12 protein-coding genes are annotated in these 15,012 nt (G+C 53.8%); 5 read left to right on the top strand and 7 right to left on the bottom strand.

Annotation, left to right across the window (positions count from 1 at the left end; translation table 11 throughout):
* Nucleotides 1-33: 33 nt before the first annotated feature.
* From AC0VXT_RS03490 to soxR, 6 genes are all read right to left on the bottom strand, one after another.
* A complete protein-coding gene (locus AC0VXT_RS03490) occupies nt 34-1,389 on the bottom strand; it encodes an HlyD family type I secretion periplasmic adaptor subunit (RefSeq protein ID WP_475547514.1) in 1,356 nt (451 codons plus the stop codon).
* Nucleotides 1,386-3,524 carry a peptidase domain-containing ABC transporter gene (locus tag AC0VXT_RS03485; RefSeq protein WP_475547513.1) on the bottom strand — a complete coding sequence of 713 codons (2,139 nt, stop codon included), beginning with the start codon at nt 3,522-3,524 and terminating at the stop codon, nt 1,386-1,388. Before AC0VXT_RS03485 ends, AC0VXT_RS03490 begins: the two co-directional genes overlap by 4 nt.
* Nucleotides 3,521-5,257: a peptidase domain-containing ABC transporter gene (locus tag AC0VXT_RS03480; RefSeq protein WP_417825107.1), complete on the bottom strand. Its 1,737-nt coding sequence runs from the start codon at nt 5,255-5,257 to the stop codon at nt 3,521-3,523. Before AC0VXT_RS03480 ends, AC0VXT_RS03485 begins: the two co-directional genes overlap by 4 nt.
* Nucleotides 5,258-5,489: 232 nt before the next feature.
* Nucleotides 5,490-5,897 (bottom strand): RNA-binding S4 domain-containing protein, encoded by a 408-nt coding sequence (locus tag AC0VXT_RS03475; RefSeq protein ID WP_101304928.1) that lies wholly within the window; start codon nt 5,895-5,897, stop codon nt 5,490-5,492.
* Nucleotides 5,898-6,010: 113 nt separating this feature from the next.
* Nucleotides 6,011-8,947, bottom strand: coding sequence for a helicase-related protein (locus AC0VXT_RS03470; protein ID WP_475547512.1), 2,937 nt, complete (start codon nt 8,945-8,947; stop codon nt 6,011-6,013).
* A gap of 140 nt (nt 8,948-9,087) precedes the next feature.
* A complete protein-coding gene (gene soxR, locus AC0VXT_RS03465) occupies nt 9,088-9,558 on the bottom strand; it encodes a redox-sensitive transcriptional activator SoxR (protein ID WP_475547511.1) in 471 nt (156 codons plus the stop codon).
* Nucleotides 9,559-9,672: 114 nt separating this feature from the next.
* On the opposite strand from soxR, the gene AC0VXT_RS03460 reads away from it, so the two are divergent.
* Entirely contained in the window at nt 9,673-10,278 is a 606-nt protein-coding gene (locus AC0VXT_RS03460; protein WP_475547510.1) for an NADPH-dependent FMN reductase, read from the top strand.
* Nucleotides 10,275-10,604, top strand: coding sequence for a putative quinol monooxygenase (locus AC0VXT_RS03455; RefSeq protein ID WP_475547509.1), 330 nt, complete (start codon nt 10,275-10,277; stop codon nt 10,602-10,604). The genes AC0VXT_RS03460 and AC0VXT_RS03455 overlap by 4 nt, the downstream gene beginning before the upstream one ends.
* Before the next feature lie 170 nt (nt 10,605-10,774).
* On the opposite strand, the gene AC0VXT_RS03450 is transcribed toward AC0VXT_RS03455, so the two are convergent.
* The gene (locus AC0VXT_RS03450; RefSeq protein WP_475547508.1) at nt 10,775-11,101 is read right to left on the bottom strand and encodes an HPF/RaiA family ribosome-associated protein; all 327 of its coding nucleotides are present in this window, start codon (nt 11,099-11,101) and stop codon (nt 10,775-10,777) included.
* Between the two features lie 287 nt (nt 11,102-11,388).
* Here AC0VXT_RS03450 and htpG point away from each other — a divergent pair, with 287 nt between their 5' ends.
* The 3 genes from htpG (at nt 11,389) to AC0VXT_RS03435 (ending at nt 14,996) form a co-directional block, all read left to right on the top strand.
* Nucleotides 11,389-13,269, top strand: a complete 1,881-nt coding sequence (htpG, locus tag AC0VXT_RS03445; protein ID WP_475547507.1) for a molecular chaperone HtpG — start codon at nt 11,389-11,391, stop codon at nt 13,267-13,269.
* A gap of 158 nt (nt 13,270-13,427) precedes the next feature.
* A complete protein-coding gene (locus AC0VXT_RS03440) occupies nt 13,428-14,762 on the top strand; it encodes a deoxyguanosinetriphosphate triphosphohydrolase (RefSeq protein WP_475547506.1) in 1,335 nt (444 codons plus the stop codon).
* A 3-nt stretch (nt 14,763-14,765) separates the two neighbouring features.
* A complete protein-coding gene (locus AC0VXT_RS03435; RefSeq protein WP_475547505.1) occupies nt 14,766-14,996 on the top strand; it encodes a hypothetical protein in 231 nt (76 codons plus the stop codon).
* Nucleotides 14,997-15,012 lie beyond the last annotated feature (16 nt).

Genomic DNA, 15,012 nt, shown 5'->3' with positions numbered 1-15,012 from the left:
GCTTTTTCATTTCCAGCGGGACCAATTAAATGCTCATCGTTCAGAGAACGCCTGATCAAGCGAGACATAAACCGGTTTCAGCAGATACTGCAGAAGGGTCCTCTCCCCGGTCTGAATATCCGCCTGAACGGTCATCCCGGGTATGATCTTTTGAGCAGAAGCCCCCTCACCGACAGAGTCAGCGTTAAGAGCAACTTTACCTTTATAATACGGTTGGCCATCTTCGTCTACAAAAGTAGAGGCCGATATCGATACCAATTCACCCTTGATACCACCATATCGTATAAAGTCGAAGGCACTGACTTTAACCGTGACCGGCTGACCAAGATGAACATGTCCGATATCCTCAGTCGATATACGGGTTTCCGCAATCAGCACGTCGTCTGCCGGGACCAGTTCCATCACCACCTGTGCCGGAGCAATCACCCCGCCAATGGTTGAGAATTGAAGCCCCTTGATATAGCCACGCGCAGGCGCCACGATTTCAAGTCGCGCGACACGATCACGTAATTTCCGCAAGGTTTCGCTGGCCTGTGCGATTTCACCGCCAAGACGACCAAGCTCTGTAATGGCTTCTTCGCGTTGACTTTTTTCCAACTCATTAAGCCGCAAGTTTGCTTCGGCAATAGTTTCGCGTGCACGTGCCTTTTCGGCAATTACCCCCGAAAGACTGCCCTGTGCTTCGTTCAATTCCCGTTGGATATTGAGAAACAGCACCTTGGAGTTCAGCCCCTGCTCATAGAGCGACCGGCGCATGGTGACTTCCTGATTTAGCAGGCCAAGCGACTTGCGAAGGGTCGCTTCCTGCTGGCTTAGCTGTGCCAGCTCCGCATTGCGTTCCTTGATCTGAACCTGAAGAATTTCGGTCTGATTGGCATCAAGTTCAGTCTGGATATTATAGATTTCCTGCTGATTAAGCGCCAACTCAGGATACTGCCCCAGCATTGTCGAAAAATCAGGCACGCGGCCTTCGGCCAGTGCGCGATAGCGTTCAGCTTCCAGACGTAAATTGCCAAGTTTGGTTTCGGTTTGCGAAAGCTCCGCCTGCGCTGATTCGGGCTTAAGGCGGATCAAAACCTGCCCTTTTTCAACCAGATCACCATCACGGATCATGATTTGATCAATGATCCCGCCTTCAAGGTGCTGGATTTTATTCACCGCCCCCGTTGGCATAACCTGACCAAATGTGATCGCGGTTTCCTTGATTTGCGTTGTCGCCGCCCATGCAATCAAGGCCAGAAAACCGACCGAAAGCATAATCAGGGCGGACCGCACAAAGATCGAAATCCCGCCTTCTTCAAGCAATACCGCATGCGACAAATAGCGCGCCATACGTCGTGAACGACGGAAACGCTCGATCGCAGTATTCTGAACTGCCACGTCACTCATAGGTAGCCTCCGTCTATCACTTGCTGCTTGATCCGTTCGGGCGGCGCATCGCCGCGCAACTGTCCGGCTTCAAGCACAAGTATGCGATCGGCCAGATCAAGATGGCTTGGCCGATGGGTAATGAGGAAGATGGTCGAGCCGCCCCGCAAACGGTTGATCGTATGCTGAAACGCCCGATCTGCTTTTTGATCCAGACCGTTGGTCGGCTCATCAAACAAAATGACCGGGGCTTCGCGAACAAATGCACGCGCCAAGGCAAGGCGCTGCAGGAAGCTTGCGGAAAAGCGCGAAGAATGCTGATCACCGACACGTGTCGAGAAACCCTTGGGCAAATTTTCGATATCTTGCAAAACGCCAGCCGACATGCAGGCCATGCGCAAATCATCCTGTGATGCCACCGGGTTCGCCAGACGCAGGTTTTGCGCAATGGAGCCGCGGAAAAATTCAATATCCTGCGGCACATATGAAATCGCCTGACGCAGCGTTTGCGGATCCATCTGGCGAATATCGGCCCCATCAATCAAAACCGCACCAGCCTGGGGTTGATACATCCCCGCGACCAGCTTAATCAACGATGATTTACCTGCACCATTTGCCCCGACAACGGCAATGACCTGTCCCGGTTTAATATCAAAATTAACCCCGACAAGTGCCGGATCTGACTCCGGGCTATAGCGGAAACTGACGCGGGAAAAACTGACAGCTCCTGCAAAACGGCGCTGATCAACGGAACGCGGCACCAAGTCACCTTCGGGCGCAATCGTCATAAGCCGGTTAATCTGGCGCACACTGCCGCGCAGTTGCGCCAACCGCGGCATACCGATAAAGGCTTGATTGATCGGGCCAAGAACACGCCACGCCAACATCATCGATGCCACAAGGGCACCGACACTCATTTGGGCATTCATCACCTGATAGGCCCCGAAGGCCAACACCAAAGCGCCAGATGAAATCATAAGAATCTGTGCCAGCGTGTTGATCACGTTATTGACCATCGAAACCCGGAAACCGGCATAGGCCGTATCAGCCGAAATTTCGCGAAACCGCGACAACCAGCGTTTTTCCGACGCGGTATATTTCAGGGCCGACATCTTTCCGACCGTTTCGACCAGAAATTCCTGACGGTTGGCACCATTGCGCCCAAGCTCCGACACCCGACGAGAAACGATGGGGAAGGATATAAGGCCAATCAGAACAAAAACGCCAATCAGCGCAATCGGAACCATGGCAAGCCAGCCACCGAGATAGAACATCACAATCAAAAAGATCGGCACAAACGGCATTTCAAGCATCACCATGGCCATCGGACCGGTGAAAAACTCGCGCACACTTTCAAAATCACGAATACGCGAAATCTGGACACCGACCGGTGCACGCTCGGTGAATGCCGGCGGCAGTGCTAGCAACCGTTCAAAGATCGCCCCACTGACCAGCGTATCCAGTCGCGCCCCAAAATGGCTGACGATCTGGCTGCGCAATGTGCGCAGCACCCATGTCATGATCAGGATGATGCCGATACCAATTGAAAACTGGATCAACATTGAAATCGACCGCGTCCCAATCACGCGATCATAAATGCCCATCACGAAGATCGGCGTCGCCAATGCCATGATGTTGAGCACAAAGGTAATCAGTAACAACTGATACCCAAGCTGCGAAAACCGCGTCGCAATACCGCCAAACCAGCCGCGCTTGTCATCTTCAAAATAACGTTCGCGACGGTTTGCGCTGCTGAATTGATAGAGCCTGCCGGGCAAGGACGACGCCTTGATCACTATCTCACGGTCGGTGCCGCCGTCATAAACCCGAATGCCGTTTGCTTCCGGACGAATGACAACCAGTGCGGTGCCGTTATCTGGCACAAACAGGCACGGCATCAGACGGTCATCAATCTGGCTAAACACCACATCGATTTCGCGCGACTGATAATTCAAATGCGCGAGGACATTACGAAAATCAGTCAGATCAAGCGCCTGATCCATATGCGGCAAAGCTTCGGCGACCTGACGGGGCAGGCCGCGCCATCCCAAGGCCTGAAGCAACGGCCAAAGACAGGCATCAAAGTCCGACTGCGAATCTGTGCTGGCAAGGCCCATGCGGTAATTTTGGGCAAATTCCATGTTGTCGATATTCATGACGACGCCCCCGCCTTAACAGACACTGTGCCTTTTGAACCCACCTTTGCAACCCGTTGGTTGGTCCGCTTAAGAACCGGCACAAGCCGTTGATCAACCAGGCGGTATTGCTTGTTGGCCAGCGCAATCAATGACGGACGGTGTGACACCATCACAAGCGTGCAATGTTTCTTCAATTCCAGCATCAGGCTGGTCATGATGTTGTCACCCGCGATATCAAGCGAGCTATTAGCTTCGTCAAACAGCACAATACGGGGATAATCAATCAACGCACGGGCAACGGCGATCCGCTGTTTTACCCCGCGCGGCAGGGTTTCCGATGCCTGCCCGCCCACTTCGGTGTCATAGCCGTGCGGCATGCGCATGACGATATCATCAAGCCCAAGACGGCGGGCAATTTCGACCACACGTTCAACGCCGATGTCCTTGCGAAAACCGGTGATGTTTTCAATGATCGTCCCTTTGAACATCACGCCATGTTGCGGCAGATAGGCAATCTGGCGACGAATGGATTCAGAACTGTAGTTACCGATTTCCCTGCCATCGAGCAGGATTTCGCCCTGATCCGGACGCAACGCCCCCATCAACATCCACAGCAACGTGGTTTTACCGGTCCCGTTGTCACCGGTAATGGCAACAGATTCACCCGGCTCAATCACCAGATCAAGACCATCAAACACCTTTTTGCCATCGCCGTGTGCAAAGGACACATTGAGCAATTCAATCTTGCCATCAAGCAACGGCATCTCGGGCGAACCATCATCGTCTTCTGGTTCTATTTCAAACAGTTCCTGACAGCGCTGGCGCGCCACCCGGATATTCTGAAACTGGGTCCACAAGCTCATGGCGCGCTGAAGGGGCTGAATAGATCGCCCGGCCAGCATGGTACAGGCCGCAAGCCCCCCAACCGTCAGATCCGCATCAATCACCAGAACACTACCAACCGCGGCAACCAGAACCATGGTCAGCATTGAAAATGTCGCACTGGCATTGACGGCCGCATGGGCGGAACGTGCCGCGACAAGGTCGTCTTCGGCGCACTGAACCTGAAGCTGCTCATGACGACGGATCATCAAGTTTTCCATCGCCATCGACTTGATCGTATGTACCCCGGTAAGGGTTTCGATAATGAAATTATAGCGCCGCTCATCAGACTGGCTGCGCTGATCAAGCGCCTTGCGCAATTGCCGCCCCAGCACGAGTGCGGTGATAAAAAACGCAATCAGAATGCCCAGCGGAACCGCAACAAGCACCCCGCCGATCACCGCAATCAGGCCCAGGAACAGAACAATGAACGGCAAGTCGATGACCGCGCCAATCGCCTGACCGGAATAGAAATCACGCAACATGTTCAGACTGTTAAGGCGCTGCAAATGTAACCCGGGGGCGGTTTTGTCATAATCGGTCAAACTTGCCGACAGCAGATGCCCAACAGCGGCCTGTGAACTGCGATGTTCAAACTTTGCTGCGGACAACGAAGAGATATAGGCCCGTCCCAAACGCAAAATGGCCTCAATCATCAACGCAGCCATCACACCAAGAATAAGCAGGGTCAGTGTCGGGATCGAATTATGCGGCAACACACGGTCATAAACTTGCAGCAAGGTAATCGGCAACGCCAGTGACAACAGGTTGATCACCAATGCGGCAACCAACAAGGCAAAGCGGCCTGTCTGCAAATGCGACAATGTCCCGATATTCAATGCGGGATGTCGTCTGGCGTGACGTGTCATAGGGCCGACATACTCCGTGACTCCAAATCCATACCACCCAAAAGGTGGTTAACTATACCATTAGATAGGATCAATAACTGATCCCTTCCTCACTGGCAAGAAATTCCTGATCTGCGTACAACCCGATACGAAAGGCTACCAACAGTATAATACACGTGCTCCTTACTGTGTTCGCGTATCCACCCGTCGCAGATCACACTAACTTGAAAGAATCACATCAATTTCAATGATTTTAGGCGTCCTCGTCGTCGCCGCGCAAACGATCAAGCGCACGTCTTTCTGCCTTTGTCGGCCGTCCGGAACCTGCTTCACGCGCGCCCACAGGGGCGGTGCGAATATCAGACGCAACTTCCTTTTTTGCCACGCGCGGCGGGGAATGATCGGTATAAAGCGCCTGTGCCTCAGGGGCGGGACCGCGACGTTCGCCAAGTGCGACCACTTCGACCACACGAAGATGCGGACCCTGAAAGAATTGCAGATGATCGCCCGCCGATACCGTCGCACTGGCCTTGGACACCGACTGACCGTTTAAAACAATATGGCCCGCCTGGCAGGCTTTGCTGGCAAGTGACCGCGTTTTATAAAACCGTGCGTGCCACAGCCATTTATCAACCCGAAGTTTTTCTGCAAGTTCCGTCACGACCGTCTCGGTCCCCGTATCATTGATCAAACATCCTTTAACGCAACAGGCCTTCAAACGCAAAACGGCGACCCAAAAAGGATCGCCGTTCTGGAAATTCATATGCTACGCGATCAGCCTTTGGCTTCAAGCATTTCCTTGAGCTTGGCAAAGGGCGAGTCTTCGTTGATCTTGTTTTCTTTCACCGGTGCAGGATTGCGCCCACCTGGTTTTCCAGAACGATCACCGTTACCACCACCACGGTTCGGACGATTACCACCCTTACCTTTTGGTGCGCCTTTACCACCGCGTGCGTCCTGACGCGGACCGCGCTGGCCACGACCAGCAGCACCACCGCGCTTGCGACGATCAACCCGGACGAAGAATTTAACTTCGACCAGTTCATCACCATCCGCGTCGGTTTCAACCGGTTTTGCATCGGCGGCGTCTTCACCAGCACCCGCCTCAGCCTTGGCAACAACAGGTTCAGCCGCTGCTTCTGGCTCTTTGGCGACTTCTTCGGCTTTCGCCTCGACAGATGCTTCTGCTTCGGTTGGTGCTTCTGCATTTGCAGCAGGCTCAGCAGCATCCGCCTTGACGGCATCCTTGGCTGCATCAGCATTTTCTGCTTTCGCAGGTGCTGGCGCATTTTTCTCGGCCTCTTTGGCTTCAAGCGTCGATTTCTTGACCTTGGTCACCTCGGCACGCCAGCCAAGTGCGGTAAACACGCCTTCAGCCTGTTCGACCGTACAGCCCAGAAGTGACAGAAGATCGGGATCAGGACGGACTTTGCCATCGTTTTCCCGTGCCTTCTGACGCAGCAACGCGGCAAAGCGTTCGAGCATATCAACACGTGCGGCCAAAGGCCCCACCGGCATATAGCCAGCCGCCAGATAGAACCCCTTGGAGTTCGCGCGATCATTGGGCACCGACGTGCGGCCCGCAGGCGGCAGCTCTGGCAATGCATCAAGTTCGCGCGCAACGGCCCAAAGAATACCACGCAGCTCAACCGGATCGGGCTTAAGCGCGTCAAGCACATGGACGGTTTCAACACCCAAACGCACGCCAAGCTTGGCAAGTGCTTTGCGGTCTTCGTCCGACAAATCCTTGACCAGGCTTTCAAGTTCCGAACGCGGAACACAGCCCAGACCTTCGTTCAACTGGAACAAAAGCCCCCGAATAGGCCCGGAAAGCTGACAGTCACGCAGACGGGTCAGCATTTTAAGCCGCGTTTCGATATGGGAATTGATGAAATTCTGCAGACGTGTTCGCACACGTTCGCGGGTCGGACCGTCAAAGAACTCGCTGTCGATCACATGGACCTCAGGAGACAGAACCGTGTCACCTTTTTTCAGCACGCCAACCTGCGCACCGCTCCAAATGACATCGAGCTGCCCATTCACCGAGAATTTATCGTCTTCATCGGTTTCAAGTTGTTTGACGCGCTGGGCGATTTCGCCTGTCAACGCGCGACGTGCGGCACTGGCAATTGCCTTGCCTTCGAAAGCAGCATCGGTTTCATCAGCGATGAAACGGAATCCTTCAAGACGGCCGACAAATTCACCTTCGACCTGTACTTCACCATTCGCAGTGATGGTAGACATGAGTTCAGACTTGTCCTTGAGACTTTTCAATAAAACCGAAGTTCGTCTATCGACGAACCTTTGGGTCAGGCGTTCATGTAGCACATCTGACAGCTTGTCCTCAATGGCACGTGTACGTTCCTGCCAATGATTGGCATCTTCGAGCCAGTGATGCTTATGCGATACATATGTCCAGACGCGAATACCTGCCAAACGTGATGATAACTGATCGATATCACCATCATAACGATCCAGACGCAAGACTTGTTCGCCCAACCAGTCGATTGGCAGTCTGCTTCCGGGTTTCGCCAGATAACGATAGATAGATGTTAGCAGCCTTGGATGCGTATCGGTATGGATATTTCTAAAGTCGGGAATCTGGCAGACTTCCCAAAGTAATTGCACCCGATCCGGTGCAGTTGCAATCCGTGCAACGTCTTCGTTCTGGGCCAGATGCTCCAACATAATTTCATCAACCGGCTCGCGCGCCAAAATCAGGGACGGGTCATCTGACCGTCGACGCAATGATTTTTGCAGCGCATCGACGCTGCGAAATTCAAGTCGCGCATTCCGCCAAAACACTTTTGCCAGCGGTTCGAATTCATGTGATTCGATTTGTTCGATGATGTCGGGATCAATTCCCGAAAGGTTGCCCGTCACCCCGAACGACCCGTTGTTCATGTGGCGTCCTGCACGCCCGGCAATCTGTGCGGTTTCCGCCGCCGAAAGCGACCGGTTGAATTTGCCATCATACTTGTGCATGGCGGCAAAGGCGACATGGTCAAGATCAAGGTTAAGCCCCATGCCGATTGCGTCCGTCGCAATCAGGTGCTCAACCTCGCCATTCTGGAACATTTCGACCTGGGCATTACGCGTACGCGGGCTCAGCGCGCCAAGCACCACCGCCGCCCCGCCCTTCTGACGCCGCACCAGCTCGGCAACGGCGTACACTTCCTGTGCTGAAAACGTCACAATGGCTGATTGCGACGGAAGACGCTGGATTTTTTTGGCCCCGTTATAGGTCAGGGTCGAAAAACGCGCGCGCGTGTCAAATTCAACATTCTCAACCAGCTTGCGGATCACCGGACGGATCGTTTCCGCCCCCATAAACATGGTTTCCGAACGTCCGCGCGCATGCAACAGCCGGTCGGTAAACACATGCCCGCGTTCAGGGTCCGCACACATCTGGATTTCATCAACACCCAGGAATTCGACCTGCTTGGCCACCGGCATGGCTTCAACGGTGCACATGAAATAACGGGCTGTTTTGGGCAGAATGCGTTCTTCGCCGGTAATCAGCGCCACCGCACCCTTGCCAACCTTGGCCACCGCGCGGTCATAATTTTCGCGCGCCAAAAGACGCAGCGGGAACCCGATCATCCCGGTCGTGTGTGCCAACATCCGTTCCATGGCCAGATGGGTCTTGCCGGTGTTGGTCGGCCCCAATATGGCAAGGATACGAGGACCGGATCGGGTTGAAATCTGCATCAAACTCTTTCAATGGACAGCCCAATGATCCGGGCCGCCCCATTCATCTGGCCTTTCAACACTCGAACCGCTGTAATGTCAAGCATTCAGCCCGCAGCCTCCCATGCGTCCGACGCAGGACCAAACAGTCTGCGGGGGAATTACGGTGCGTCGGGCTCATCCATCTCAAGCAACCTGGCCCCCGGCCCGGCCTGTGCCAACTCATCATAAGGGTTGCGCAAGGGACAGTCGGAAATTGACAAACACCCACAACCGATACATTGCCCCAATTGATCCCGAAGCCGGGTCAATTGATCAATCCGTTCATTCAGATCATCGCGCCACTGCGAGGACAGCTTTGCCCAATCCTCGGCCGTTGGCACCGTATTGCGTGGTAATTTATCAAGGGCTGCCCCAATTTCCGCAAGCGGAATACCTGTTTTCTGCGCCACCTTGATAATCGCAAGCTTACGCAGAATACCGCGATGAAAACGGCGTTGATTGCCATCGGTCCGGATGGAGCTGATCAGGCCTTTACGCTCGTAAAAATGAACGGCCGAGACGGAAATTCCGCAACGGCGTGCGACATCGCCAACACTTAAATATCGCTGTAATGGTCCGACTTCCGCCATTTTTAGGTTCCCTGCCTGTGACAAGCAGGATGCGCACTTTCCTGCTTGACCTGAACTATAGTTAAGGTTTTATAGCATTACTCCTTGTTGCGAAAACATCAAGGAGTCAAACCCGTGAAAGAGACATTTAATCTTGCTGTCATTTACGGCAGTGCGCGCGAAGGACGGTTCTGTGACACGGTCGCGAACTGGGCTTTAGAAACCCTGAAAAAAGACCCGGAACTGTCCGTTGAAACGATTGATCCTGCTGTTCTGGACCTCCCGTCACGTCATGCTGACGACCAGCATCCGGGCATTGCGGAACTGCACACGGCCCTGAGCGAGGCGGACGCCTTCATCGTCGTCACCCCGGAATATAATCACAGTTTTACCGGCGAGCTTAAGTTGCTGATTGATGCCGCGAAACCGCAATGGCGGCGTAAACCGCTGGCATTTGTATCCTATGGCGGGATGTCTGGCGGCTTGCGTGCTGTTGAACAGTTGCGCCTTGTCTTTGCCGAACTGCACGTTGTCACCATGCGCGACGTGGTCAGTTTTGCCAATGTTTGGGACCTGTTTGACTCCCAAGGACAGCCAATCAACGCCACCAGCAGCGAAAATGCCCTGAACAACATGGTCGGTGACTTGAAGTGGTGGGCAACAGCCCTTCGAAATGCCCGCTATCCACACGCACCTCAGGCATCACAGGCACCACAAAAGATGCTGGAGGTTTGTGCATGAGTGATCCCCATCAAACACCGACGGATGAAATCATCACCATCAGTCAGGTTGCACCAAAACCCGGCCAATATGATGCCTTTGTCACGCTTCAGACAGCATTTCAAACCCGCGTTGCCCCGGAAATCGACGGCCTTCTTGGCGGGCGTTTGTTCCGCGGAGACGACGGCAAAACGCTTGTCATCATGTCCCGTTTTCGATCTCGCGCGGACCTGAAAAACTGGACGTCATCACCCCGGTTTGCCGAGCACATGCTTCGTGTCCGGCCAATGATTGAACCGGCAAACCCCGGCCGGTTCACCGTCCTTTACCAGTCAGGCAACGTTTAAGCCCACGCACATTATCCTGTGCAAGCGACACAATTGCGTTTCGGAAATCCCTTGGGTCTGCCCCCATGGACCTGCCCCCTTGCACCACCCGCCGATGGGGACTGTTCCGAAACACAAAACGGGGCGACCAACCGGTCGCCCCGTCCTTATATTTAATCCCAACAGGGACCTTAATGGTTCCGCATCTTATCGGCATATTCCTTGAGCTGTTGACGGGCGGCCTGAAAACTGTTTTTAAGTGCGATGTAGACATCCTCATGCGCGTGGTCGGCACTGTCGCGTTTCACCATGATTTCCTTGCCCGGCACATGGATGCCGAAATGCACGGCAAAGCGATTTCCGTGTTTATGAGACGCTTGTGGACGTTCGACAATGACATGACAACTGGTCATGCGATCAAAGGTGTCTTCGAGTTTTTGCACCTTGTAATGAATACGCTCATCAAGCGCATCTGACTGATCAACATCGCGATAGGTGATCTGAACGGGAACGTTCATGATACGGCCTCCTGTTATACAGCCTTGGACGTGTAGCAGGGCATTGCACCCCACCGTTTCACCCCGGATGCTTTGCAGCATCGGGACATTTGGGAACGCGTATTGTGTGGTTTGCGCGCCCCCGGAAAAAACCGTCTATATCTATACTTAGGATAGAGGACTTGCGCTGCAAGGTGCCTTGACGCATATCAAGCACGGCTTATGCTTTAACCCTTTGAGTTGCTGAACCTTCTGCTAATATCGGGGATGGTCAGTAGATGATTGAAATACAGGAGAAAAAAGAGGTCATGACGGAAGAAAAAATGCGGTTCGAGGCCGAGGTTAGCCGACTGCTCGATATCGTTGTCCATTCGCTTTATTCCAACAAGGACATCTTCCTGCGCGAGCTGATCTCAAACGCATCCGATGCGTGTGACAAGCTGCGCTATGAAGCAATTGCCAATCCGGATCTGCTTGCAGGGGATGCTGACTTCAAGGTCCGCCTGCTGACCGATGATGTTCGTAATGTTCTGACGATTGCCGACAACGGGATCGGGATGAACAAGGAAGACCTGATTGACAACCTTGGCACCATTGCCAATTCCGGCACTGCCAAATTCCTCGATGCGGTTGCCAAATCCGACGCGCCAAAAGATGTCGATCTAATCGGTCAGTTTGGGGTCGGATTTTATTCGGCCTTCATGGTCGCTGGCAAAGTCGATGTCGTCAGCAAAAAAGCCGGTGAAGATCAGGCGTGGAAATGGTCATCGGACGGCAAAGGTGAATACACTATCGCCGAGGCCGAAATGGAAGGCCACGGCACGCAAATCACCCTGCATCTAACCGACGAATACAAAGAATTCACCGACGAACACCGCCTGAAACACATCGTCAAAACCTATTCCGATCATATCGGCATTCCGGTTGTTTTGATGAAGGGCGACGGGGACGAGACGCTGAACGAGGCATCCGCCCTCTGGACTCGTCCGAAATCAGAAATCACCGAAGAACAATACAAAGAGTTTTACAAACACAACTCGCACGCCTTCGATGATCCGTGGAAAACCATCCATTACCGCGCCGAAGGTGCAATTGAATATACCGGCCTTCTCTATCTGCCGACCATGCGTCCGTTCGATCTGTATGAGCCACAACGCAAAGGCCATCTGAAACTTTACGTGCGCAAGGTGTTCATCACCGAGGGTGCCGATGACCTGCTGCCGCCATGGCTGCGGTTTGTATCAGGTGTGGTTGACAGTCAGGACCTGCCGCTGAACGTCTCGCGCGAGATGCTCCAGCACAATCCGGTTCTGACCAAAATCAAAAACGGCCTGACCAAGAAACTCCTGTCCGAACTTGAAACAGCGGCGAAAAAAGATGCCGACGGGTTCGAAACCTTCTGGGAAAACTTTGGCGCCGTCGTCAAGGAAGGCCTGTATGAGGATCCGTCAAACCGCGACCGTATCCTCAAGATCGCCAAATTCCGCTCAACCAAGGATGATGGCTGGACCACGCTTGCCGACTATGTCGAACGCATGAAGGATGGCCAGAAGGCGATTTACTACATCAGCGGCGAAGACATCGAGGCCCTTAAACGCAGCCCACAGCTTGAAGGCTTTGCCGCCAAGGGCATCGAAGTCCTGCTTCTGACCGATCCGGTTGATGAATTCTGGCTGCCATCGGTTGGCCAGTTTGACGAAAAAGACTTCAAATCCGTCACCCGTGGCGGTGCTGACCTCAATGACGTCAAGGCCGATGACAAAGACGATGCCAAGGACGACAAAAAGGACGATGCCGCAAGTGACGCATCGCTTGATGCCCTGATTGCATCGATCAAGATCGCCCTTGGCGACGGGATCAAGGACGTTCGGGAATCGGATCGCCTGACCAGTTCCGCCTGCTGCCTGATTGCCGATGAAACCGGCATGGATTTGCGCATGGAACGTCTGATGAAACAGCACAACCGTGTCGATCAAATCAGCCCGCGTATCCTTGAAATCAATGCCAAGCACAGCCTGATCAAAAAGCTGTCAGACATTGCGATTAAGGATGCCAAGGCCCCGATCCTGAATGACGCGGCCCTGCTTCTGCTTGATCAGGCCCGTATTCTTGAGGGCGAGGCGCTTCCTGATCCGGTCAATTTTGCACGTCGGTTGGATTTGATCATGGAAAAGGGTTTGGGCGCCTAACCCACTCCGCTTGCCAATGAACATGCAAAACGGCGCGTCAAAAGATGCGCCGTTTTCTTTTGGATTTATGCAAAATTTAAAATGCTTATTTACCAACACCGTTCATAAAGACCCACATACAAGACAGACCGGAACCCGTCGGGAAGGCCCAAACCACCATGACTGCGATGATGAACTGGCAAAAACTGCTGTCACCGGCCCGGCTTGGCACCCGTCATTCCAGCGTTGGCGCCTTTGGCCGTTCCGATTTTCACAAGGATTATGACCGGATCATCTTTTCCGCAGCGTTCCGGCGCCTGCAGCGCAAGACGCAGGTGCACCCGCTGCCCGAAAATGACAATGTCCATACAAGGCTCACCCACAGCCTTGAGGTGTCCTGCATCGGGCGTTCATTGGGCCTGATGGTCGGTCATCGGTTGCACGAAAACGGAAGCCTCCCGGCATCGATCGAACCCGATCACATGGCCGCCATTGTTCAGGCCGCAGCCCTTTCCCATGACATCGGCAACCCGCCCTTTGGCCACGCCGGGGAATATGCCATTCGTCAGTGGTTTGAAGATGCCGCACCGGAATACACATCATCGCTTAGCCCGGAACAGTTCGCCGATTTGACCACCTATGAAGGCAATGCGCAGGGGTTTCGTCTTCTGACCAACAAACGGACTGGTCTGTATGATGGCGGCATGCGACTGACCTATGCGACGCTGGCAAGCTTCATCAAATACCCTTGGTCGGCCGCCGGAAGCCCCTTCCCGCAAAAGAAGAAATTCGGCGCCTTCCAAAAGGAATTCGCCCTGCTCGAAGAAGTCGCCGAGGCGACGGGCCTTATCCGTACACACGCGCAAGCCTTTTGCCGCCACCCGCTTGTCTATCTGGTCGAGGCCGCCGATGATGTTTGCTACGCCCTGATTGACATCGAAGACGGGGTTGAACTTGAACTGGTTGATTTCACGGTTCTCGAAAACATGCTTTTGCCGTGCATTTCCGAAGAACTTCCGGCCGAATATCACCGCGAAACCAACATCAGCCGCAAAATTTCGTTCCTGCGCGGTAAAATCATAACCGGGTTGCTTGATGCCTTGGTCGATGCCTTTGTCGCCAACGAAGAAGCCCTTCTTGCCGGTGAATGGAAAGGCGAGCTTCTGGGCTCCGCTACTGGCCCCTATAACGAGCTGATCACAACGGCCAAGTCATTTTCTGAAAAGCAAATCATCCTCAACCGGCGCAAGGTTCAGATCGAGGTCGGGGCATTCGCCCACCTTGAAACCCTGCTTGATACGTTCTGCCGTACGGCCTTTGATGTGCACCATGCCACATCTGACGCCGATATTCCCTATCGTGCCGGGCGGGTGCGCGAATTGATCGGCACCGACGCCATGCCGATTGGCGCATCCCTGTATGATCTTTATCTGGTGATCCTTGATTACGTCTCGGGCATGACCGATGATTTTGCCGCCCGACTTGCGCGCGACATTGGCGGCGGGCAGCACTGACCCATGTGGTTGCTTGGTCCCTTTATCGCACGCTATCGCCGCCGAACCGCATTCTTTGCCGCCGCTGCTTTGGCCGCCATCGTTTACGGCCTTGTTAAACAAAGCACGCGTCCGGAAATGCAGGCATGGTATTGGCCCACCATATCAGGTGCAATCACCTTTATCCTGACCCGGTTTATTATTTCGCGCATTCTTGCGCGGTTTGTCGGCGGCGTTCGGCGTCACCTGCATTAAGCACAAACAAAGAAAG

This window comes from Thalassospira sp. Z349TD_5, assembly GCF_056173045.1.
The sequence above is the reverse complement of the archived record's forward strand: the minus strand, read 5'-3'. Positions and strand labels throughout refer to the sequence as shown.